Consider the following 20,558-nt stretch of genomic DNA (forward strand, 5'->3'; position numbering starts at 1 on the left):
CGCGGCCAAACCCCCATAACAGGAGTCTGAAACCGCGCTCAAGCAAGTCTTTGGACTTAGGACTTCAGCTTGCCATCGATATAGGCGACAGCGTCGCCCACGGTCAGGATGTGCTCAGCGGAGTCATCAGGGATTTCGATATCGAATTCTTCTTCGAAAGCCATGACCAGCTCAACGATGTCGAGGCTGTCGGCTTCCAGATCGTCGATAAAGCTCGCCTTTTCCGTGACCTTATCCGGATCAGCATCCAGGTGGTCGATCACGATCTTACGAACACGTTCAAGAACTTCAGACATTTATTGTCCCTTCAGAAAGTAGAAACTCAGGACCCGAGACCGCAGGGTCCCAAGGGGAGGATAGAATCCAGTTTTGTCTTGTAGGCATATAAAACCGGCGTTTCAAGACATTTAAAAGCACCGGCCAAAGCAAGAGCGGCAAAACACACACCAGACGCGCATTTTATCCGCCGTTATATTCAGATCATCGTCCTAGAGCATGGCCCTAGATCATGGCCATGCCGCCGTTGACGTGCAGGGTCTGGCCCGTCACGTAGCCGGCTTCCGCGCTGGCCAGGTAAACGGCCGCCGCGGCAATGTCACTGCCTTCGCCTAAGGCGCCCGCCGGAATTTTCGTCAGGATGGCGGCCTTTTGCGCCTCATTGAGTTCGTCCGTCATGGGCGAGGCAATAAAGCCCGGAGCAATGCAGTTCACGGTTATATTGCGGCTGGCAACCTCCTGCGCAAGGGCCTTCGAAAAACCAATCATGCCGGCCTTGGAGGCGGCATAGTTGGTCTGGCCGGGATTACCGGTCACGCCGACCACCGAAGTAATGCCGATGATGCGGCCATAACGGCGCTTCATCATGCCCTTGGTAGCGGCGCGCGCCAGGCGGAAATAGGCTTCGAGATTGACCCTAATGACGGTTTCCCAGTCCTCGTCCTTCATGCGCAGGATCAGACCGTCACGGGTGATGCCGGCATTGGCGATTAGAATATCGAGTCCGGAACCGGCGGCCTCTTCAGCCTTGGCGACCAGACCATCGACCTGTGCGGAATCGGACAGATTGGCGGCGGCGATGAAGGCGCGATCGCCCAGTTCAGCGGCCAGTTCAGCCAGAACGCTTTCGCGTGTGCCCGACAGCACGACCTTCGCGCCCTGGGCATGAAGCGAGCGGGCAATGGCGGCACCAAGGCCACCGGTAGCGCCGGTGACAAGGGCGGTTTTTCCGGTCAGGTCGAACATGAATCGGCTCCTCAGAAGCGGTGTATGGCGGCGCGTTTAGGCGAAAACCATGTAAGGGATCAAGCAGATTGTCTTCGTCAGGCTTTGAGCGAGGTCGCAAAAGCTTCGAAATCGGCCGCACCATTGAGCGCCACCGAGTTGGTCTCCGGCGCGATGCGCTTGCTCATGCCCGTCAGCACCTTGCCTGCCCCCAACTCGGCGAAGGTCGTGACACCGCCTTCGGTTGCCAACCACTGCACCGATTCACGCCAGCGCACCCGGCCGGTGACCTGGCGGACGAGCAGGTCGGCGATTTCATCCTTGCCGATCGGGCGCGCCGTGACATTGGCCACCAGGGTGGATACCGGCTGATTGATGACAACTTTAGCCAGCGCCGCACGCATTTCCTCGGCGGCTGGCTCCATCAAAGGCGAATGGAAAGGGGCCGAGACATTGAGCAACATACCCTTGGCGCCCAGTTCCTTTGCTTTTTCGACCGCCAGTTCAACCGCCTGCTTCATGCCGGAAATGACGATCTGCCCAGCGTTGTTATCATTGGCGATGACCACCACGCCCGCCGCCGCACCGGCCTCGCAGGCTTTTTCCGCCAGTTCCAGGTCTGCCTTGCCGATCAGGGCCGCCATCGCGCCAACGCCTAACGGCGTGGCGCGCTGCATGGCCTGACCGCGCAGCTTGAGCAGGCGCGCCGTATCAGCCAGGGAGAAGGTGCCCGCCGCCGCATGGGCCGAATATTCACCGAGGCTATGACCAGCAATATATTTCGCGGTGGAACATGGAACACCAAATTCCTTTTCCAGAATACGCGACACGGCGACAGATACCGCCATGATCGCCGGCTGGGCGTTTTCCGTCAGGGTCAGTTGATCCTCAGGGCCTTCGCGCATGATGGAGAACAGCTTCTGCCCAAGCGCCTCATCCACCTCATTGAACACATCCCGCGCCACGGCAAAAGTATCGTAGAGTTCGGCGCCCATGCCGATGCTTTGCGACCCCTGCCCCGGAAAAACAAAAGCCAGTGTCATGATGCTTGCCTCTCAGAATTTAACCGGCGACTCCGTTAGGACAATGCGACCTTCAGGGCAAGCGTGCCGATGCAATTTTAGTTATTACCCTTCGCCGGTAACCGATCTTGCCAGACCGCCGTATAAGGCATAGCGTCACAAAAACAGGAGATACGCTCATGAAGAAAATCACTCTCGGCCTGGCCGCCCTCGCTACCGCCACCCTGCTGGCTTCCCCGGCCTTCGCCGCCCTCAAGGTTGGCGACAAGGCGCCGGGCTTCAGCATTCCGGTCGCCACCAATGGCGTCGTCAGCACATTCTCACTGCAGGACGCCCTCAAATCCGGCCCTGTTGTGGTCTATTTCTATCCGAAAGCCTTTACCGGCGGCTGTTCGCTGGAAGCGCATCAGTTTTCAGAAGCCATCCCAAAGTTCGAGGCGAAGCATGTGACCGTCGTCGGCGTCTCCACGGATGAGATCGGCACGCTGCAAAAGTTTTCTAAGGAAGTTTGCCAGGGCAAGTTCCCGGTTGGCGCCGACACCAAGGCCGTGGTCACCAAAGCCTACGATGCGCAGATGGGCACCATGAACATGTCCAACCGCATTTCCTATGTCGTCGGCACGGATGGGAAGATTGCCTTCGTCCATGACAGCGGCGATGCTTCTACCCACGTCAGCACGCTGTTGCAGGCAGTCGACGCCGGAAAATAAGGCGCGTCTTGCGGAGCGTTTTGAGCGCAAAACTAAACAACTCTTGCCTTTTGAGCGTTCCTCATCTATGAGGGCGCTCCCTTCCGGGTGGTCGGCTGACATCGTGTCATGTCCGATCCATCGTTCTGACCAGACCTTCCGCTGGATCAAGGCGCCACCCGGAGCAACGGAAGAGGATAAACATGCCCTTTTACGAACACACCGTGCTCGCACGGCAAGATATTTCGCCGCAACAGGCGGAAGCTCTGAACGACACCATCAAGCATCTGATCGAAGAAGGCGGTGGTCACATTGCCAAGATCGAATACTGGGGTCTGCGCAACCTGACCTATCGCGTCAAGAAGAACCGCAAGGCTCACTATTCGCTGCTCGCCATCGACGCCCCGGCCCCGGCCGTGAAGGAAATGGAACGCCAGCTCTCGATCAACGAAGACGTCATCCGTTTCCTGACCGTTCGCGTCGAAGAGCTCGACCTCGAACTGTCGCCCGTCCTGTCGCGCCGTGACCGTCCGGAACGCTCGGATCGCTCCGACCGTGCCGAACGCACGCCTGACTTCGCAGAATAAGGGAGCACCAGATGTCTGAAGACGCAATCGCCTCCACCGCTCCCGGCGCGCCTGTCGGCAACGGTCCCGCCCGCCGTCCTTTCTTCCGCCGCCGCAAGGTGTGCCCGTTCTCCGGCGCCAACGCCCCGAAGATCGACTACAAGGACGTCAAGCTCCTGCAACGTTACATCTCGGAACGCGGCAAGATCGTCCCCTCGCGCATCACGGCCGTCAGCCAGAAGAAGCAACGCGAACTGGCCAAGGCCATCAAGCGCGCCCGTTTCCTGGCCCTGCTGCCCTACGTTGTGAAGTAAGGAGCAGAGATCATGAAAGTTGTTTTGCTTGAACGTGTCGAAAACCTCGGCACCATCGGTGACGTGGTTGGCGTGAAGGACGGCTTCGCCCGTAACTTCCTCCTGCCCCGCCACAAGGCCCTGCGCGCCACGGCTGCCAACCTGAAGGTCTTCGAGGCCCAGAAGGAACAGATCGTCGCCCGTAACGCCGCCAACAAGGCCGCCGCCGAGAAGTCGGCTTCGGAACTTGACGGCACGACCTATGTCATCATCCGCCAGGCGGGTGACAGCGGCCAGCTCTACGGTTCGGTCAATGCCCGTGACGTGTCCGAAGCCGTTGCCGAAGCGGGCGGCAAGGTTGAGCGTAACCAGATCGTCCTGAATACGCCGATCAAGACCCTCGGCCTGCACGTCATCACTGTGCGCCTGCACGCGGAAGTCTCGCTGACCATCACGGTCAACGTGGCCCGTTCGGCTGACGAAGCCGAGCGTCAGGCCGCCGGTGAAAACGTCATCGCCTCGCAATTCGAAGAAGATCGCGCTGCTGCTGATGAAGCCGCTGCCGATATGCTCGAAGGCGGCGCTGGCCAGGCCATCGCCGACGCGCCTTACGAAGCTTAATCGCTTCTAAGCGTTGAAGATTTAGCCCCCGAAAGCCAGTCTTTCGGGGGCTTTTCTCTGTTCGGATCACGCCGTGTTTATTGCAACCGGCTGATCCGCCTTGCTATTCTTTGGAAAACAGGTATGGTCGTTGCATTCGAGATTCAGGTTTGACTTGCACGACCGCCCACAAGGCTCCCAAGACGCACTCTTTTCGGATTTTAAAGTTCGCGTAATTCCATGCGTACTTCATGCACGAAGGTGCGATTACTATACGGAGGCCATCATGGCTACGGGTACGGTTAAGTGGTTCAACCCCACTAAAGGTTTTGGTTTCATTCAGCCCGACACCGGCGGTGCGGACGTGTTCGTCCACATCTCGGCTGTTGAGCGCGCCGGTCTGCGCACCCTGAACGAAAATCAGAAGATCAGCTACGAGCTGGTCACTGAAAAGGGCAAGACCTCGGCTGCCAACCTGCAAACCGCGTAATTTAACAGGCTCACGCCTGTGAATTTCAAAGTTTAAGCCTTCGAAAGTTTCGGCTTTCGAGGGCTTTTTGTTTGCGACATGCGCCAGGCTTGTGGGAACACCGTCAAATATGGCCATGATCCAAGGTCACGAATGGTTACAGCTTACGGATATGTTCACGGATTTTGGTTGAGCTGAGCAAACTCGCCGCTCGCAAGAATTTCACATAAATATCTGAAATATAAATATTTTTATACAACTTTCACAAACACTCGCCCATCAGAAAATAGTTTTTCTAACCTGACTTCGCAGGATTTATTGCGGCGCACCCTCTTTAAATATGACGGTAATGCGACCAATTGTGGCTCAGCACAACCGCACGAGTCGGAAAATCGCCTTAAAGACGATCCGAACCGAAATCAATGGAGCCTACGCATGTCCACTTCACGTCTTTATCTGACAACCGCCCTTGTTCTCAGCCTGTCGGCCGGTTTTGCGCCCGCCGCGTTCGCGCAGGATACCCAACAAGCCGCGCCGGCGGCCGATGAACAGCCCACCGAAATCGTCGTTACCGGCCAGCGCGCCAGCCGCCGCTCACGCCTAGATACCCTGGCGCCCGTCGATGTCGTCACCGCGCAAAGCCTGCAAACCCAGGGCTCGACCGAACTGGCGCAGGGCCTTTCCCGCGTCGCCCCCAGCCTGAACTTCCCGCGCCCGGCCGGTGTCGACGGTACCGATAACGTCCGCCCCGCCTCCCTGCGCGGCCTGTCGCCCGACCAGACCCTGGTTCTGGTCGATGGCAAGCGTCGTCACACCTCGGCGCTGGTCAATGTCAACGGCTCGACCGGCCGCGGGTCATCCGCCGTCGATCTCAACGCCATCCCGGAAATCGCGCTCGACCGTCTCGAAGTCCTGCGTGACGGCGCCTCGGCGCAATATGGCTCCGACGCCATCGCCGGCGTGATCAACCTGCACCTGCGCGAGGCCAATCATGGCGCCGGCGTCAGTGTTTCCTACGGCGAATATGATACCGACGTCAGCCCGGCCAACTCCTCGCGTCATGCGTCTGACGGTGCCACCACCAATGTTTCCGGTTGGGTCGGCCTCCCGCTTGGCTCCGACGGCTTCCTCACCATCTCCGCCGAAACCCGCCACCGCGCCCCGACCTCGCGCGGCGATATCGACGGCCTCGTCTCTCCCGCCGTTGTTACCAGCCGCTATGGCGATCCGGCCCAGTTGAGCGCCAGCGTCTTCGTCAATGCCGGCAAGCCGCTGAACGACAACTGGACGCTTTACGGCAATGCCAGCGCTTCGGACCTCAACTCCAAGAGCGCGGCCTTCTTCCGCCACACCAATGCGTCTGGCAACATTCCCGAAATCTATCCGTTCGGCTTCCTGCCGATTATAAATGCGCAATCCAAAGATTATTCCGCCACAATCGGTCTGCGCGGCGCTCTCGGCGAATGGACCAGCGACTTTTCCTTAAGCGCCGGCGGCAACAAGCTCGACTACTACACGCTGAACAGCGTCAACCCGTCCTATGGCGCAGCCTCACCGCGCGATTTCTATGACGGCCAGCTGAAATATGATCAGACCGTCTTCAACGCCGATATCAGCCGTCCGTTCGCGGTTTCCGGCTGGGCCAGCCCGCTGACCCTGGCGCTGGGTCTCGAAGCCCGTCAGGAAAAATACGCCATCAAGGCCGGTGACGTCGCCTCCTACGCGCTCGGTTCCGACACGACCAGGTCGGCAGGTGCCCAGGGCTTCAGCGGCTTCCAGCCGAGCAATGTCGTCGATGTCGATCGTAACAATGTCGGTGTCTATGCCGATGTCGCCGCCGATATCACCGACCGCTTCAGCTTCGATGCCGCTATCCGCGCCGAAAACTATTCCGATTTCGGCGATAATGTCTCCGGCAAACTGGCGGCCCGTTACAAGCTGACTGATAACCTGGCCCTGCGCGGTTCGGTCTCCACCGGCTTCCGCGCACCGTCCCTGGCCCAGCAGTATTTCACCTCGACGGCCAGTGTGCTCGATACCAGCGGCAGCGTCGGCAAGATCGTCGAAACCGGCACCTTCCCGGCCACCAGCCCTGTTGCCGAAGCCCTCGGCGCCGAACCGCTGAACCCGGAAAAGTCGACCAGTTACACCCTGGGCGGCGTCTGGCATAGCGGGCCGTTTGAAGTGACGCTCGATGCCTACAGCATTAAGATCGATGACCGCATCCTGCTGTCGGAAAACATCTCCAGCAGCTTCTCGCCCCAGGTGGCCGCCCTGCTGGCTCCCTATGGCGTGTCCGCGGCGCGCTTCTTCATCAATGGCGCCGATACCACGACCAATGGCGTCGACCTGGTGGCCAATTATCGCCTGCCCACCGATTTCGGTCGTTTCAATTTCTCGCTGGCCTATAACCACAACGAGACCGAGATCGACCGCCTGAACCCGCTGAATAATTCGCCGCTCAATCCGCAGCCGGTACTTTTCGCCCGTGTTCGCCAGGTCATCCTGACCAACTCGTCACCTGAGGATAAAGCCACGGTGGGCGTTGACTGGAATGCCGGAAACTGGACGGTCAATGGCCGCGCCACCTATTACGGCGATGTCATCGATCCGGCCTCGGTTCAGGCCAATGATATCCACAGCGGCGATCATACCCTCGTCGATCTTTCCGCCAGCTACCGCTTCGGCACCGGCACGACCGTCACGCTTGGCGCGGATAACCTGTTTGACGAATATCCAAACGCCACCCCGGCCAACCTGAACATCACCAGCGGAAACGGTGTCGGCGCCCTCTCCTTCACCCGCTTCTCGCCGTTTGGCTTCAATGGCCGGTATCTCTACGCCAAGCTCAGCCAAACCTGGTAAGGGGGCTCGCCCCCTTAACCCGGAATCGTGACAGCGTATGCTGGGGCTTCAGCGGCTCATCACGACCGCCTTATACCTCCCCATCTTTGATGGGGAGGGGGACCGACGCGCCCTTGCGCGTTGGTGGTGGGGTTTCTTGCTGACTTATTCCCCCCTCGCAGGTTCGCCTGTGAGGGGTTTTTATGCTATTATCAGCAGATTCTATCCCCAGACTTCACAGGCTGTGAATTGGCCTTAAGTGGACACAAAAATTAACCGGATGACACGGCTTGCACATGCCGTAACCTGGCTCTATGACCGCCGCCATGCCCGACACCCTCCCCCCGCCTCATACCGCTGCCGAAACGCCCTCAACCATTCCGCACAATCTTGAGGCGGAACAGGCCCTGCTCGGCTGCCTGCTGTTCGATAACGGCGCCTATGAGCGACTGTATGATGGTCTCCAGCCGCGTCATTTTTATGAGCCCTTCCACCAGCGCCTGTTCGCGGTCATCGAAGAGCAGATCCGCATCGGCCACCTGGCGGAACCAATCGTTTTGCTCGACAAATTCAAGGCGGATCAGGCATTCCAGGATCTCGGCGGCATCCGCTACTTCGCCGATCTCGTCGATCGCGCCCCACCGGCAGCCAATGCCTCAGACTATGCCCGAGTCATTTATGACCTGGCCTTGCGCCGCGACCTTATCCGCCTGGGCGGTGAAATTGCCAAGGCCGCGGTGGGTGAGCAGGACGCCCGCGAACAGATCGAAGCGGCGGAATCGCAGCTCTTTTCCATGGCCGAAACCGGCAGTTCCTCCACCGGCTTCGTCAGCTTTTCGGACGCCGTCGCCGGCGCGCTGAACCACGCCGAGGAAGCCTTCCATCGTGATGGCGGCCTGGCCGGTATATCCACAGGCCTGACCGACCTCGACAAGCAGATCGGCGGCCTGCACAAGTCCGACCTGATCATCCTGGCCGGGCGCCCCTCAATGGGGAAAACGGCGCTGGCGACCAATATCGCCATGAATATCGCCAAGAACTATGCCTACGAACCGCAACCCGATGGCACCCGCAAGACCGTGCGCGGCGGTATCGTGGCCTTCTACTCGCTCGAAATGTCCGCCGACCAGTTGGCCGGCCGTCTGCTCTCCGATGCCTCCAGCGTGCCGTCCGACAAAATCCGCAAGGGCGAAATCACGCCCGGTGAATTCATGCAAATCAAGGAGGCGGCGATGGAAATCAGCGCCGCCCCGCTCTATATCGACGATACCGGCGGCATTACCCTGGCCAAGCTGACAGCCCGCGCCCGCCGTTTGAAACGCACAGCCGGCCTTGACTGCCTCATGGTTGACTACCTCCAGCTTGTCACCATCGGCGACGCCGGCGCCAATATGAACCGGGTGCAGGAAGTTTCAACCATCACCATGGGCCTGAAGACCCTCGCCAAGGAACTGGCCATCCCGGTCATCGCCCTGTCACAGCTTTCGCGTACGGTCGAAAGCCGTGATGACAAGCGGCCGCAGCTTTCCGACCTGCGCGAATCCGGCTCGATCGAGCAGGACGCCGATATCGTGATGTTCGTCTATCGGGAAAGCTATTATCTCGGCCGGGCCGAGCCACGCGAGGGCACGCCCGAACACCTGACCTGGCAGGAAGACATGGACCGTTGCCGTAACATGGCCGAGGTCATTATCGGCAAGCAACGTCACGGCCCCATCGGCACTGTCCGCGTGTCGTTCGACGCCAACACGGTTCGCTTCGGCAATCTTGCGAACAGTCATATGTACGAAAGCAGTTACGAATAACCGGTTCTTGACAATGCCGCGAAATCAGAACATATGAAGAACAAATAGCTTCATATGAGTGTGTCATGGCCCGCGATTCCGCCATCTATGTCTGTCAGTCCTGCGGCAATGTCCACAACAAGTGGGCCGGACAGTGCAGCGGATGCGGCCAGTGGAATACGCTCGTGCAGGAGACCTACAGCGCGCCACCCGGCGGGCTGAAAGCTGAACCGCCGGGGAAAATCTCCCGCCTGAACAAGCTGCAATTCGAGACCCTTGAGAGCGAAGATGCGATCCCCGTTCGCATGGTGACGGGTATCGATGAGTTCGATCGGGTATGCGGCGGCGGCGTGGTGCCGGGCTCGGCCATCCTGATTGCCGGCGATCCCGGCGTGGGTAAATCGACCCTGCTGCTACAGGTGGCCGCCAGTGCCGCACTGAAGAATCTGAAAGTCGCCTATATTTCCGGTGAAGAAGCCGTGGAGCAGATACGCGGTCGTGCCGGTCGCATGGGGCTTGCCAAGGCGCCGGTCGATCTGGCTGCCGAAACCGCCCTGCGCACTATCCTTGAAGCGCTGAAACGCGAGAGGTTCGACCTCGTCATCATCGATTCCATCCAGACACTGTGGTCGGATGCCGTCGAGGCGGCGCAAGGCTCGGTGTCACAGGTTCGGGCCTGCGCTGGTGAGTTGGTGCGGCTGGCAAAAAAACAATCCACATCAATCATCATGGTCGGTCATGTCACCAAGGAAGGCCAGATTGCCGGCCCGCGCGTCGTCGAGCACATGGTCGATGCCGTTCTGTCCTTCGAGGGTGAGCGCGGCTACCCCTTCCGTATCCTGCGCGGCACCAAGAACCGTTTCGGCGCCACCGATGAGATCGGCGTGTTTGAAATGGGCGATTCCGGTCTGCGGGAAGTGCCCAACCCGTCAGCCCTGTTTCTCGGTGACGGCCACGAACGCGCCTCAGGCTCAGCGGTCTTTGCCGGTATCGAAGGCTCGCGTCCTGTACTGGTTGAGGTCCAGGCCCTAGTAGCGCCCTCGGCCTATGGTACCCCGCGTCGAGCGGTCGTCGGCTGGGACTCAGGCCGCCTGGCCATGATCCTGGCCGTTCTGGAAGCGCGCTGCGGGGTCGGCTTCGGCCAGAAGGACGTTTACCTTAATGTCGCTGGCGGACTGCGCATTTCCGAACCCGCCGGCGACCTGTGCGTCGCGCTGGCCCTGGTATCCGCCCTGACCGATGTCCCCCTGCCGCGCGACTGCGTGGTCTTTGGCGAAATCAGCCTGTCCGGCGACATCCGCTCCGTTTCCCGCGCCGAAGGACGCCTGAAAGAAGCCCTGAAATTGGGTTTTTCCAGCGCCGTCACCGCGCAATCCGCCAGTGAAAATGCGCCCTTGCAGGTGCGCGGCTTCACCACTCTGGTCGATGCCGTCACCAGCCTGTTCCCGCAAGGCTAGTCGGACCCGCCGGTTAACCCTTGTTGTTAAGGCTGAGCGCAAATGGTATGAGTACGCCCAGGCGCTGCGGCTCACTCCGTCCTCAATAAATACGCTTCAGGACTGGAAAACGGCCGGCGCCATCACATATGGGGGATAACATGCAAGCCTACGATCTCATCTTTCTGGCCATCCTTGCCATATCATGCGTCGCAGGCTTTGTGCGCGGCGGCACCAAGGAACTGGTCAACCTGATTTCCTTCTTCCTGGCACTGTTCGTCTCCGTTATCGCCAAACCCTTCATTGCCAACAGTTTCCACCTGGATACCATCACCGGCTATGTCGCCGCCTTCATCATCTTCCTTTTGATCTATTTCGGCATCCGTTATCTGGGCCATGCCTTGTCGGAGAAGGTCCAGAAACAGAAGGCCCTCAATACCTTCGACCGCGTCCTGGGCATCGGCATCGGAATCTTCCGTACACTGGTGGTTTTGGGCGTATTCCATTTGATTTTTTCCGCGGTGACGCCTATTGACCGGCAACCTCACTGGTTTCGCGCCGCCAAGGTTTATCCACTTAGCGTCAAATGCGCCAAGATCATCCAGGCCTTCATTCCGGCAAGCACGGGTGTGGCCAACAAGGTGGTCGAGGACAATCAGTAACCTGACCTTCCGGTCTCCCCGTGCGGACGGTCACTGCGTTTTAGAAAAGAGATTCCATGCTGTTGTCTCAGCCTGAACTGTCTGCTCTCACCGATCCCCAAGCCCATCAGCGCGATTCCGACGATGACCGCCCCCGCCTCGAATGCGGGGTGTTCGGTGTCTATGGCATAGATGACGCCAGCGCCATCACCGTGCTCGGAATGCACGCCCTGCAACATCGAGGCGAGGAAGCCTGCGGCATCGCCTCCTGCGACGGCAAGCGCTTCTATACCGAACGCGAACATGGCCTGGTCGGCGATGTCTTTACCCAGCCCGAAGTAGTTGCCCGCCTGAAGGGCCGCTCGGCTATTGGCCACACGCGTTATTCGACCGCCGGCGGTGCCTTCATCCGCAACGTCCAGCCGATGTTCGCCGATCTGGATGACGGCGGCATCGCTCTCGCCCACAACGGCAACCTCACCAATTTCATGCACCTGCGCACCAAACTGGTCAGCGAAGGGTCCATCTTCCAGTCGACCTCCGATTCGGAGGTCATTTTGCATCTGATCGCCCGTTCGCGTTCGATCAAGATCATCGATCGCTTCATGGACGCTCTGCGTCATATCGAAGGCGGTTTCGCCCTGGTGGCCCTGACGCGCAATATGATGATCGGCGCTCGTGATCCGCTCGGCATCCGTCCGCTGGTCATCGGCAAGCTGGGTGAGTCCTATGTTTTTGCCTCGGAAACCTGTGCGCTGGACATGATCGGCGCCACTTTCGTGCGCGATGTCGAGCATGGCGAAGTGGTCCAGATCGACGAAACCGGCCTGACCTCCTTCAAACCCTTCGGCCAGAAATCCGCCCGCCCCTGCCTGTTTGAATACATCTACTTCGCCCGTCCGGACAGCGTGGTGAACGGCAAGTCCATCTATGACGTACGCAAGCGCATGGGCCGCCAACTGGCGATAGAGCATCCGGCCGATGCCGATATCGTTGTGCCTGTGCCGGATTCCGGCGTGCCGGCCGCCCTCGGTTTTGCCGAACAGTCCGGCCTGCCGTTCGAACTGGGCATTATCCGCAATCACTATGTCGGCCGCACCTTCATCCAGCCGACCCAAGGCATCCGCGATCTGGGCGTCCGTAAGAAGCACGCCCCTAACCGCATCGTGCTCGAAGGCAAGAAGGTCATCCTGATCGATGACTCAATCGTGCGCGGCACCACTTCGGTCAAGATCGTCCGCATGGTCCGCGCCGCCGGCGCTAAGGAAGTCCACCTGCGTTCGGCTTCGCCGCCGATCATGTGGCCGGACTTCTATGGCATCGATATGCCGGACCGCGAGAAGCTGCTGGCCGCCAACCACACCCTGGAGGAAATGCGCCAGAAGCTGGAATGCGATTCCTTAGGCTTCCTCTCGGTCGATGGTCTCTACAAGGCGATGGGACATTCGGGCCGCGACAACGCCAATCCACAGTTCACCGATCACTATTTCACCGGTGAATACCCGACGCGCCTGACTGATCGTGAAGTTGAGGCCGAAGGTGAAAATGCCGGCGCCCAGCTTTCGCTGCTCGCCAACAGCTACTAAAATACAGGACTTCAGATGACCGCACAGACCGGCCGTATCGCCCTTGTCACCGGCGCTTCAAGGGGTATCGGCCGCGCCTGCGCCCTGGCCCTCGCCAAGGCCGGTGCTCAGGTCATCGCCTGCGGACGTTCCAAGGCGGCGCTGGAAGAACTGGATGACGAGGTCTTCGCTGCCACCAGCCAGCACGCCACGCTTATTCCGTTCGACATCACCGACAGCGATGCCTTTGATCGCCTGAGTTCTGTTCTGTTCGAACGCTTCGGCCGCATTGACGTCCTGGTCCATGCCGCCGCGATTTCGGGCACGCTCAGCCCGGTCACGCACCACGAACCCAAGGATTTCGACAAGGTCGTCGCCGTTAATCTTGGCGCCACCTGGCGTTTGCTGCGCGCCCTGGAACCGCTTCTGCGCCAGTCCACCGCTGGCCGCGCCATCTTCCTGACCACCGGTGCCAGCGTGACTACAGGCCGGGCCTTCTGGGGCCCCTATGGCGCCACCAAGGCCGCCATGGAAACCCTGGTCCGTGCCTGGGCCGACGAAATCGAGATCACCCCCATTCGCGCCGCCATTGTGTCGCCCGGCGCCATGCGTACCCGGATGCGTGCCGCCGCCTATCCCGGCGAAGATCCTGAAACCCTGCCTATGCCTTCGGAAATCGCGCCGCTTATCCTTGAACTGGCCGATCCCGGCAAGGTGCCGCCACTTGAAACGGTTAGCTTCCCCGACTGGAAACTCAAGGCCGCGCAATACGCCTGAGGCGTCGTCAGTTTGATTTAATTCGCAACCATTTTGTTTAAATTTACTTCCATTTTGTCCAAAATCGGTTCAGAATGTCAGTATGAACAGTCATACGCCCCCCGCCTATCCCAAAGCGCAAAGCGCTTCCATGCTTGAAGAACTCGGCAAATACGTCATCGCCGAGCCTTATCCTTTTGTGGTCGATCTGGCTAATAGCCAGGGCATGACCCTGGCCACGGTGGATGGCGATCGCATTACGGACTGGTGCGGCCTCTATGGCTCAAAGCTTCTGGGCTATAATCACCCGCGCCTGTTCGAGCCTGACTATGTCCGCGAACTGGTCCTGGCCGCCAATAACAAGATGGCCAATCCGGATTTCCTGACGCCGCAATGCCTGGCCTATTATCGTCTGCTCCATCGCCTGGCGCCCGTCTGTATGCGCGATCAGCATGTCGAGGTTTATGCCGTCAATTCGGGGGCCGAGGCCGTCGAAAACATGATGAAATACCTCATCAACCTGCATAATCACAAGCAGCAGGCCAAGGGCAGGACGGTCCTCAACCATCGCTTTATCTATTTCGAGCAAGCCTTTCATGGACGAACGGTTTTTGCCCTGAACATTACCAATCTATCGCACGATCCGGTGGCGACCAGGGACTTCCGCGGCATCATCCATGGCAATCTCCAGGTGCCGTTTCCGGAATATGATGCCCGCCGGTCGAACGCTGAAAATGAGCTGGAAGTCGATCGTTGCCTGAGCCTGATCGAAGCCTTCATGCGCGAGCATCCGGATGAAATCGCCGGCGTCATCCTGGAGCCCCTGCAAGGCGCCGGCGGCCATCGCCTGGCCCTGCCGCGCTTCTATCAGGGCCTGTCCAGGCTCTGCCACGACTATGATATCGGCTGGGGACTGGATGAAGTGCAAACCTCAGGCGGCCAGACCGGCGCTATCTTTTCCATCGATCTGTTCGACGTTCCCTATCCGCCGCAGGCCATTGCTGTTGCCAAGAAGTTCGGCAATGGCGCCGTCTACATGTTGAACCCGATGGAGGATGTCGGCGTGCTCGATTCCACCTGGGGCGGGACGCTCGCCGACATGGTGCGTTTCGTGCAGGAATGGCGGATTGTGGAAGATGAAGGGCTGCTGGATCAGGTGACGGCCAAGGGCCGCTACCTGTTCGACCGCCTCAATCAACTGGTGGAGAAGTTCCCCAATCTGATCAGCAATGTGCGGGGCCTGGGCCTCTACCAGGGCTTTACGGTCAATGACAGGCGCAACAAAGGCCGCCTGGTCGATCTGGCGCTGGAAACTGAAAACCTGCTGCTGCTTGGCGCCGGCACCGACAGCATCCGCTTCCGACCGCCGCTCGATGTCACCATCGCCGATATCGATGCCATGCTGACCAAACTGGCACGCGTTCTGGAGAAGCTCTGAATAAAAAAACGCCCCGGCTATCCGGGGCGTTTTTTTATCGCTTTGGCCTAACCTTGGAACGGCCGCCCGGTCCTGCCGCGCCGGGCTTGGTGCTCGGTCCCATAGCCTTGGCCTTTACAGCCTTGGCCTTGCTGACCTCAGTACGGTCCTTGACCACGACCTTGGGCTTGGGCGGCGGCGCGCCCTTTGGCTTCTGGCGGACGCGGTTCGGGTGCGCCGGCTTTTCTCCCGGTTTGGACTTCGGTTTTGAGCGAACGCGCGGCGGGCCTGAGGTTTCGGACGCAGCCCCTTCGTCATAGGGATTGGTGGTCGAATTGGCCTTGACCGTCAGGCGGATCGGTACACCCGGCATATCAAAAGATTCGCGCAAACTATTGATAAGATAGCGCGTATAGTGATCCGGCATGGCGTAGGCGCGGGCCGCGAACAGCACGAATGTGGGCGGCCGCCCCTTGGTCTGGGCCATGTATTTCGGCTTGATGCGCTTACCGCTGACAGCGGGCGGCGGGTGCCGCTGGATGGCCAGGGCCAGCCAGTCATTTAGATCGCGCGTCTTTATCTTGGCCGACCAGTTGCGATAGGTCTTGAGCACGGCCGGCATCAGGCGTTCCAGCCCCCGGCCGGTAGCGCCGGAGAGCGTCACCAGAGGCGCGCCGCGCAGTTGCGGCAACATACGCTCTGAGATTTCGACGATTTCGTTCAGGCGTGACTGGGGATTCTCGACCAGATCCCACTTGGATACGGCGTAGACCAGCGCCCGGCCCTCACGTTCGACCAGATCGGCGATCTGCAAGTCCTGAACTTCGAAGGCATTGGCCTCATCCATCACCAGCACGACAACCTCGGCGAAGGTAATCGCGCGAATGGTATCGCTGGTGGACAGCTTTTCCAGCTTTTCCTGCACGCGCGCCTTACGACGCAGGCCGGCCGTATCGACCAGGCGAATGGTGCGCCCTTCATATTCCCAGTCCACCGAGATGGAATCACGGGTGATGCCGGCTTCGGGGCCGGTCAGCAGGCGATCCTCGCCCAGCAGCTTGTTGATCAGGGTCGATTTGCCGGCGTTCGGGCGACCGATAATGGCAATGCGGATCGGCTTGGTGTCCTCGTCCTCTGCCTCATCGTCGGCCTCCATGAAGTCGCCTTCAAACATCTGGCGGTACTTTTCAGTGGCTTCGTAGAGTTCGGACATGCCTTCGCCGTGCTCGGCGGAGAGGTGGATCGGCTCACCAAAGCCCAGAACGCGCGCCTCCTCGGCGGTGGCCGCGGCCTGATGCCCCTCGGCCTTGTTGGCGATCATGACGACCGGCTTGTCCTTCTTGCGCAGGATATCGGCGAAGATGCGATCGAGTGGCGTCACGCCTTCGCGGGCATCGACCACGAAAAAGGCAACATCAGCCTCTTCGATGCCGCGCTCAGTCTGAAGCCGCATCCGCGCTTCCAGAGAGTGGTCGCTCAGGTCTTCAAAACCGGCGGTATCGATCAGTTCGAGGTCGATGTCACCGATGCGGCCGGTGGCGTAGCGACGATCACGGGTGACACCGGGCTGGTCATCCACAATGGCCAGCTTCTTGCCCGCGAGGCGGTTAAACAGGGTCGATTTGCCGACATTGGGCCGGCCGACAATGGCTATTTTTAAAGGCATGGCCGCCTTATAGCGAAAAACGCTCAAATAGCCACTTTAAAAGCATGACTACAAATGCGCGCTATTCATAGCGCAGCGCATCCACCGGTTCCAGACGCGCAGCCGCCAAAGCCGGGATCAAAGTGCAAAGACTGGTCGCCACGAAGGCGCCGAAAACAACTGCCAGGGTTTCACCGACATGCAGACTGGCCGGAAGATAGGCCATGCCACCCATAGCAAAGCTGAAATGAAATAACGTCTCTAAGCCCCTTTGCAACGGATAAATAAAAGTAACGATGGTCGCGCCTGCTACAAGCCCGGTAAGTGTACCGGCGCCGCCAACCAAAGCGCCTGCCAGAAAAAATATCCGCGTAATAGAGTTGCTGCTAGCACCGATCGTGCGCAGGATAGCGATATCGCGGGTCTTGTTTTTGACCAGCATCACAATGCCCGACACAATATTCATAGCCGCAATGACTGTGACAAAAAACAGAATAGCCCTCATAGCAGTGGCTTCAAATTTCAGGGCGCCCCAGACAACACTGTCGCGGTGTTTCCAATCTTCGATCTTGGTTGACTGGCCGGCCGCCTCTTTCAGCCGGGGCACGAACCGCTCGATATGATAAGGATTGCGCACACGGATTTCGATCATATCCCATCGATTGCCTTTCCCCAGGAAACCCTGTGCTTCGGACAACGGCATGTAAATATAGGTCTGGTCTATCTTGGCCACCTTTGATCTGAATATACCTGCCACGAGATATGGCCGCCGCACCGCCGCCAGTGCATCGGACTGGCCACCCGGCACCGTCAGCACGATCTGGTCACCCATTCTGAGACCCAGGTTGTCCGAAACGCCTTCGCCGATCAGCACAGTGTCTTTCGTATAGTCATCCAGCGAACCGACGATCAAATCCCGTCCAATGCCGGCGCGCCTCAGGCTTTTGGTCTCACCGCCGCGAATAAAAACCGGCACACTAGAGAACGGACTTTCCGCAAGGGCAGATGATTCGACGTAAGGCGAAGCATCCACCACCCCGGGCACGGTTCTGAGATGCGCAAGCAAGCTATTGCGTTTGCTGTCATTGATTGCCGGTCCAGTAATATCGGCATGACTGTTGAACGTCAGGAAACGGCCCATGATTTCGCCCTGAAAGCCGTTCATCACCGACATGACAGCGATCAATGCCGTCACTGACAGGGCGACACCGACATAAGACAGGATAGCAATAACGGCAATACCACCGTTCTTCCGCTTCGTGCGCAGATAACGGACCGCCAGATCAAACTCCCAGCCTTTAAAGAGAAAGCCGGGCATAGGGGGCGCTTACTGGATCGCGACCAGCTTGGCGTCGTCGGTCACGAGGAACAGCTTGTCGCCCACCGCGATAGGCGCGATGAAACCGGCACCGCCGAGCTTGATCGTTTCCTGGCGATCGCCGGTCTTGGGATCGAAAGCCACGGCCTCGCCCAGGGAATTGACCATCACTAGGCGGTCGGACGCCAGCACAGGCCCCGCCCACAGGGGGATCTTACCGACCTTCTTCTCGCGCCCCAGGCCGAAGAAGCCCTTCTTGGTCTTCTGGAACCCGACATTCAGATCCTTGATCCAGTAAACCTGGCCGCTTTCACGGCTGACGCAGATCAGTTCACCTTGCAGGCTGACCAGGAAAACAACGTCGCCGGCTACCCAGGGCGAGTTGATGCTGTCGGTATCGACCTTCCACGCCGGATTGCCGGTCTTGGCGTCCATGGCCTGGAATACGCCCGAATGGCTGGCGGCGAAGACGGTGCCGTTATAGAGCACTGGACGGCCGGAAATATCACGGATTTCCGACAGGGCGTTGGTGCGGCTTGATTGCGCCAGAACCTGCTGCCAGACCGGATCGCCTGTGGCGGCATTCAGTGCCACCAGTTCACCGGAAGAGAAAGGCGCATAAACGATATCGCCGGAAACGACGGGCGCTGACGATTTCAACAGTCGCGCCGGCTCGGCGATGGCCTGATAGGTCCAGACCATTTCGCCGGTATTACGGTCGAAGGCAAAAATCTGATTATCGACATCGCTGGCGAAGACATAGCTGGCATTGACGGTCGGCGCGGCATGAAGCTGCGTATCGACGACCTTTTTCCATATTTCCGTGCCGGTGGCGGCATCGAGCGCCTCGACAAACCGGAATCCGGAAGTGACGTAGAGCTTGCCGTTATCCAGCGCCAGACCGCCGCCAAAGGCCGTCTTGTCGCGCTTGTTGTGCGGATTGAGATCGACACTCCACACCTGGTTGCCGGTCGCCACATCATGAGCCGAAACTCGCGCCTCGCCATCCATGGTGTAGATCAACTGCCCATCGGAAACCGGCTGGGCCAGAACCTCGCTCGGTCCCTTGCTGGGCGTGCCGATGGACTTGCTCCAGGCCACTTTGAACTCTTTGGCGGCCGCAGCGTTCTGCACCGGAGTGTCAGGTCCGCTCGCCAGCGGCCAGTTGGCTACGGGCGCGGCCGGCGGCAGGTAGTAACCAATCCCTTTCAGGCTCTTGGAGGGCTGGAGTTTCTGATCAAAGGCCACGATGGAGATACGCTGCCCTTGCGAAGCAACCGCCCCCTGATCACTGTTATGATCTTTGAACGGGTTCAGCTTGCTCGCCGTGGCGCAGCCGCTCAAGCCTATGGCCGCAACCGCCGCCAGAACCACCAGGCTGGCGCCATTGCGCTTGACACCTTTGAAATCAACCATCGACAAGCTCATATGCGGGGTTTCCATAACAAGAATTCAGACTGAGACCGGCGGACGCCTGGTCCGTAGCTTATTGTGCCGGTGCCTGCGCCTCTTGCGGCACCGGCATTTGCGGCATGACCGGCATGGGCGCTTCCGGCAGCTTGATCATGGCCTGTGCCGTGCTGATGGCGCCGGAATCGATGGCGGCGACAAAGGCGGCGGCGCGCTGTTTGACGCCATCCGGCGTACCGAGCGTAACGGAAAGCACCTGCAGATCGCTGCGGGCGCCCTTGATGTCGCCGGATTGCAGCTTGGCCATGGCAAGCGCTTCCTTGGCCATGGCGGCAAAGGGACGCTTTTCCTTCATCAGCGGCTCAAGGCGCTTTTGAGTGTCGGCCAGGCTGCTGGTATCCATGGCCAGCAAGGCAGCCTTAAGCGCGGCAGCATCACTGATCAGGGCGCTGTTCGTCGCTTTTGCCGCCTGATCCAGGTCGGCAATGGCTTCCGCCGTCTTGTTGTCTTCAAGCGCCAGGCCGGCCAGTTGCTGAAGAGCCAGGGCCTTGTAAGTGGCGTTGCCGGCCTTCACAGTCGCTTCAAGCTGAGTTTTCGCCACGGCCTTATCGCCCTTGCCGAGCGATTCGACCGCCTGGCCATACGATTCGGCGGCCTTGGCGGCAATACCGGCCTGCCAGCTTTGATATCCCCAGACGCCCAGCGCAATCACCAGAGCCAGAGCCAGGACGCCAGCCACCCAGGGCCAGGCTTTCTTGACGATGCCGATCCACTTATCGGCGCGCAGGTTCTCTTCGGTTTCGTCAAAAATGTCGCTCACGGCGAATCCTTCATCAATCATATAATCAGGGGAATGCCCGTCAGGCGCTCCAATTCGGCGCG

The 20,558-nt window shown here is 59.4% G+C and carries 19 protein-coding genes; 12 read left to right on the forward strand and 7 right to left on the reverse strand.

What is annotated here, in order from left to right; genetic code table 11:
* Window positions 1–56: 56 nt before the first annotated feature.
* The 3 genes from ACTHND_RS19065 to fabD all read right to left on the reverse strand — a co-directional run bounded on the left by ACTHND_RS19065 (window position 57) and on the right by fabD (window position 2,264).
* A complete protein-coding gene (locus tag ACTHND_RS19065) occupies window positions 57–296 on the reverse strand; it encodes an acyl carrier protein (RefSeq protein WP_090642836.1) in 240 nt (79 codons plus the stop codon).
* Window positions 297–501: 205 nt separating this feature from the next.
* The gene (fabG, locus tag ACTHND_RS19070; RefSeq protein WP_440179543.1) at window positions 502–1,242 is read right to left on the reverse strand and encodes a 3-oxoacyl-[acyl-carrier-protein] reductase; all 741 of its coding nucleotides are present in this window, start codon (window positions 1,240–1,242) and stop codon (window positions 502–504) included.
* A 77-nt stretch (window positions 1,243–1,319) separates the two neighbouring features.
* Window positions 1,320–2,264: an ACP S-malonyltransferase gene (gene fabD / locus ACTHND_RS19075; protein WP_440179544.1), complete on the reverse strand. Its 945-nt coding sequence runs from the start codon at window positions 2,262–2,264 to the stop codon at window positions 1,320–1,322.
* Window positions 2,265–2,422: 158 nt separating this feature from the next.
* On the opposite strand from fabD, the gene ACTHND_RS19080 reads away from it, so the two are divergent.
* The 12 genes from ACTHND_RS19080 (at window position 2,423) to ACTHND_RS19135 (ending at window position 15,324) form a co-directional block, all read left to right on the forward strand.
* Window positions 2,423–2,953: a peroxiredoxin gene (locus ACTHND_RS19080; RefSeq protein ID WP_440179545.1), complete on the forward strand. Its 531-nt coding sequence runs from the start codon at window positions 2,423–2,425 to the stop codon at window positions 2,951–2,953.
* Between the two features lie 182 nt (window positions 2,954–3,135).
* Window positions 3,136–3,519 carry a 30S ribosomal protein S6 gene (rpsF, locus tag ACTHND_RS19085; protein WP_090642825.1) on the forward strand — a complete coding sequence of 128 codons (384 nt, stop codon included), beginning with the start codon at window positions 3,136–3,138 and terminating at the stop codon, window positions 3,517–3,519.
* 11 nt (window positions 3,520–3,530) lie between these two features.
* Window positions 3,531–3,812 carry a 30S ribosomal protein S18 gene (rpsR, locus tag ACTHND_RS19090; RefSeq protein WP_090642822.1) on the forward strand — a complete coding sequence of 94 codons (282 nt, stop codon included), beginning with the start codon at window positions 3,531–3,533 and terminating at the stop codon, window positions 3,810–3,812.
* Window positions 3,813–3,824: 12 nt separating this feature from the next.
* Entirely contained in the window at window positions 3,825–4,412 is a 588-nt protein-coding gene (gene rplI, locus ACTHND_RS19095) for a 50S ribosomal protein L9 (RefSeq protein ID WP_440179546.1), read from the forward strand.
* A 265-nt stretch (window positions 4,413–4,677) separates the two neighbouring features.
* Entirely contained in the window at window positions 4,678–4,881 is a 204-nt protein-coding gene (locus tag ACTHND_RS19100; protein WP_090642818.1) for a cold-shock protein, read from the forward strand.
* 414 nt (window positions 4,882–5,295) lie between these two features.
* Entirely contained in the window at window positions 5,296–7,725 is a 2,430-nt protein-coding gene (locus tag ACTHND_RS19105; RefSeq protein WP_440179547.1) for a TonB-dependent receptor plug domain-containing protein, read from the forward strand.
* A 305-nt stretch (window positions 7,726–8,030) separates the two neighbouring features.
* Window positions 8,031–9,509, forward strand: a complete 1,479-nt coding sequence (locus ACTHND_RS19110) for a replicative DNA helicase (protein WP_440179548.1) — start codon at window positions 8,031–8,033, stop codon at window positions 9,507–9,509.
* Between the two features lie 65 nt (window positions 9,510–9,574).
* Complete coding sequence (radA, locus tag ACTHND_RS19115) at window positions 9,575–10,945, forward strand: DNA repair protein RadA (protein ID WP_440179549.1); 1,371 nt, start codon at window positions 9,575–9,577, stop codon at window positions 10,943–10,945.
* 140 nt (window positions 10,946–11,085) lie between these two features.
* A complete protein-coding gene (locus ACTHND_RS19120) occupies window positions 11,086–11,586 on the forward strand; it encodes a CvpA family protein (protein ID WP_440179550.1) in 501 nt (166 codons plus the stop codon).
* Between the two features lie 56 nt (window positions 11,587–11,642).
* A complete protein-coding gene (gene purF / locus ACTHND_RS19125; protein WP_440179551.1) occupies window positions 11,643–13,151 on the forward strand; it encodes an amidophosphoribosyltransferase in 1,509 nt (502 codons plus the stop codon).
* 15 nt (window positions 13,152–13,166) lie between these two features.
* A complete protein-coding gene (locus ACTHND_RS19130) occupies window positions 13,167–13,907 on the forward strand; it encodes an SDR family NAD(P)-dependent oxidoreductase (RefSeq protein ID WP_440179552.1) in 741 nt (246 codons plus the stop codon).
* Window positions 13,908–13,989: 82 nt separating this feature from the next.
* Entirely contained in the window at window positions 13,990–15,324 is a 1,335-nt protein-coding gene (locus tag ACTHND_RS19135) for an aminotransferase class III-fold pyridoxal phosphate-dependent enzyme (RefSeq protein ID WP_440179553.1), read from the forward strand.
* A gap of 34 nt (window positions 15,325–15,358) precedes the next feature.
* On the opposite strand, the gene der is transcribed toward ACTHND_RS19135, so the two are convergent.
* The 4 genes from der to ACTHND_RS19155 form a co-directional block, all read right to left on the reverse strand.
* The gene (gene der, locus ACTHND_RS19140; protein WP_440179554.1) at window positions 15,359–16,969 is read right to left on the reverse strand and encodes a ribosome biogenesis GTPase Der; all 1,611 of its coding nucleotides are present in this window, start codon (window positions 16,967–16,969) and stop codon (window positions 15,359–15,361) included.
* A 61-nt stretch (window positions 16,970–17,030) separates the two neighbouring features.
* Window positions 17,031–18,266, reverse strand: coding sequence for an ABC transporter permease (locus ACTHND_RS19145; RefSeq protein ID WP_440179555.1), 1,236 nt, complete (start codon window positions 18,264–18,266; stop codon window positions 17,031–17,033).
* Between the two features lie 9 nt (window positions 18,267–18,275).
* The gene (locus ACTHND_RS19150) at window positions 18,276–19,682 is read right to left on the reverse strand and encodes a PQQ-binding-like beta-propeller repeat protein (RefSeq protein ID WP_440179556.1); all 1,407 of its coding nucleotides are present in this window, start codon (window positions 19,680–19,682) and stop codon (window positions 18,276–18,278) included.
* 70 nt (window positions 19,683–19,752) lie between these two features.
* Window positions 19,753–20,496, reverse strand: coding sequence for a tetratricopeptide repeat protein (locus ACTHND_RS19155; RefSeq protein ID WP_440179558.1), 744 nt, complete (start codon window positions 20,494–20,496; stop codon window positions 19,753–19,755).
* Window positions 20,497–20,558 lie beyond the last annotated feature (62 nt).

It is taken from the genome of Asticcacaulis sp., assembly GCF_051954415.1.
Classification (GTDB): Bacteria; Pseudomonadota; Alphaproteobacteria; order Caulobacterales; family Caulobacteraceae; genus Asticcacaulis.

Bases quoted from the DNA above. Each gene is read 5' to 3' on its own strand.
- ACTHND_RS19065 (WP_090642836.1), bottom strand. From the start codon at position 296: ATGTCTGAAGTTCTTGAACGTGTTCGTAAGATCGTGATCGACCACCTG.
- fabG (WP_440179543.1), bottom strand. From the start codon at position 1,242: ATGTTCGACCTGACCGGAAAAACCGCCCTTGTCACCGGCGCTACCGGT.
- fabD (WP_440179544.1), bottom strand. From the start codon at position 2,264: ATGACACTGGCTTTTGTTTTTCCGGGGCAGGGGTCGCAAAGCATCGGC.
- ACTHND_RS19080 (WP_440179545.1), top strand. From the start codon at position 2,423: ATGAAGAAAATCACTCTCGGCCTGGCCGCCCTCGCTACCGCCACCCTG.
- rpsF (WP_090642825.1), top strand. From the start codon at position 3,136: ATGCCCTTTTACGAACACACCGTGCTCGCACGGCAAGATATTTCGCCG.
- rpsR (WP_090642822.1), top strand. From the start codon at position 3,531: ATGTCTGAAGACGCAATCGCCTCCACCGCTCCCGGCGCGCCTGTCGGC.
- rplI (WP_440179546.1), top strand. From the start codon at position 3,825: ATGAAAGTTGTTTTGCTTGAACGTGTCGAAAACCTCGGCACCATCGGT.
- ACTHND_RS19100 (WP_090642818.1), top strand. From the start codon at position 4,678: ATGGCTACGGGTACGGTTAAGTGGTTCAACCCCACTAAAGGTTTTGGT.
- ACTHND_RS19105 (WP_440179547.1), top strand. From the start codon at position 5,296: ATGTCCACTTCACGTCTTTATCTGACAACCGCCCTTGTTCTCAGCCTG.
- ACTHND_RS19110 (WP_440179548.1), top strand. From the start codon at position 8,031: ATGCCCGACACCCTCCCCCCGCCTCATACCGCTGCCGAAACGCCCTCA.
- radA (WP_440179549.1), top strand. From the start codon at position 9,575: ATGGCCCGCGATTCCGCCATCTATGTCTGTCAGTCCTGCGGCAATGTC.
- ACTHND_RS19120 (WP_440179550.1), top strand. From the start codon at position 11,086: ATGCAAGCCTACGATCTCATCTTTCTGGCCATCCTTGCCATATCATGC.
- purF (WP_440179551.1), top strand. From the start codon at position 11,643: ATGCTGTTGTCTCAGCCTGAACTGTCTGCTCTCACCGATCCCCAAGCC.
- ACTHND_RS19130 (WP_440179552.1), top strand. From the start codon at position 13,167: ATGACCGCACAGACCGGCCGTATCGCCCTTGTCACCGGCGCTTCAAGG.
- ACTHND_RS19135 (WP_440179553.1), top strand. From the start codon at position 13,990: ATGAACAGTCATACGCCCCCCGCCTATCCCAAAGCGCAAAGCGCTTCC.
- der (WP_440179554.1), bottom strand. From the start codon at position 16,969: ATGCCTTTAAAAATAGCCATTGTCGGCCGGCCCAATGTCGGCAAATCG.
- ACTHND_RS19145 (WP_440179555.1), bottom strand. From the start codon at position 18,266: ATGCCCGGCTTTCTCTTTAAAGGCTGGGAGTTTGATCTGGCGGTCCGT.
- ACTHND_RS19150 (WP_440179556.1), bottom strand. From the start codon at position 19,682: ATGGTTGATTTCAAAGGTGTCAAGCGCAATGGCGCCAGCCTGGTGGTT.